General features: G+C 67.2%; 1 protein-coding gene. It reads left to right on the forward strand.

Features of this window, described 5'->3' with window-relative positions:
• Positions 1 to 168 precede the first annotated feature (168 nt).
• Positions 169 to 539 (forward strand): penicillin-insensitive murein endopeptidase (locus ACFPB1_RS27425; RefSeq protein ID WP_379229387.1); only part of this gene is annotated, 371 nt, incomplete at its 3' end.

The raw sequence follows: 539 nt of genomic DNA on the forward strand, positions 1-539 counted from the left end.
GTAGCTATAGGCACCGGATACGGTCAGCCCATCGGTAACCTGGAACGACGCATCCAACTCGACGCCGCTGAACTCGACCTCGCCCTGATTGGTGATGAACGAGTTGATGACCAGGCAGGGAGTCGTGAAAGTCACGGCCTGGTTGAGCTGCTGGTCGGTGATCTGGCCATGCCCAGGGGGGGGCCCTTTACCAGCGGCCACAAGAGCCATCAAAGCGGCTTGGATGCCGACATCTGGTTTCGCTTCGCCCCGTCTGTGCTGAGCCGGGCCGAGCGCGAGGATCCTACCCCGCTGGACCTGGTGGATGACCGGCGCAACCGGGTCAACCGCCAGTTCTCGCCCCAGCACCTGCGCCTGCTGCCAGTTTTTGCCCTGATCGTCCGAATACAGCGCCAGACCACGCTCGCCCACGGCGACCAGGCGCTGCCCGGCGCGGGCCGGTTTCACCCTCGTGGACGGGCACCGGCAGACGTGGCGGCCCGGCCGTACCTGGCGGCCAGCGGACCCGCGCTGAGGCCGTGCGCGACCACGCTGGGGAG

The sequence above is a fragment of the Paenibacillus sp. GCM10023250 genome, from assembly GCF_042653205.1.
Taxonomy (GTDB): Bacteria; Bacillota; Bacilli; order Paenibacillales; family Paenibacillaceae; genus Paenibacillus_Z.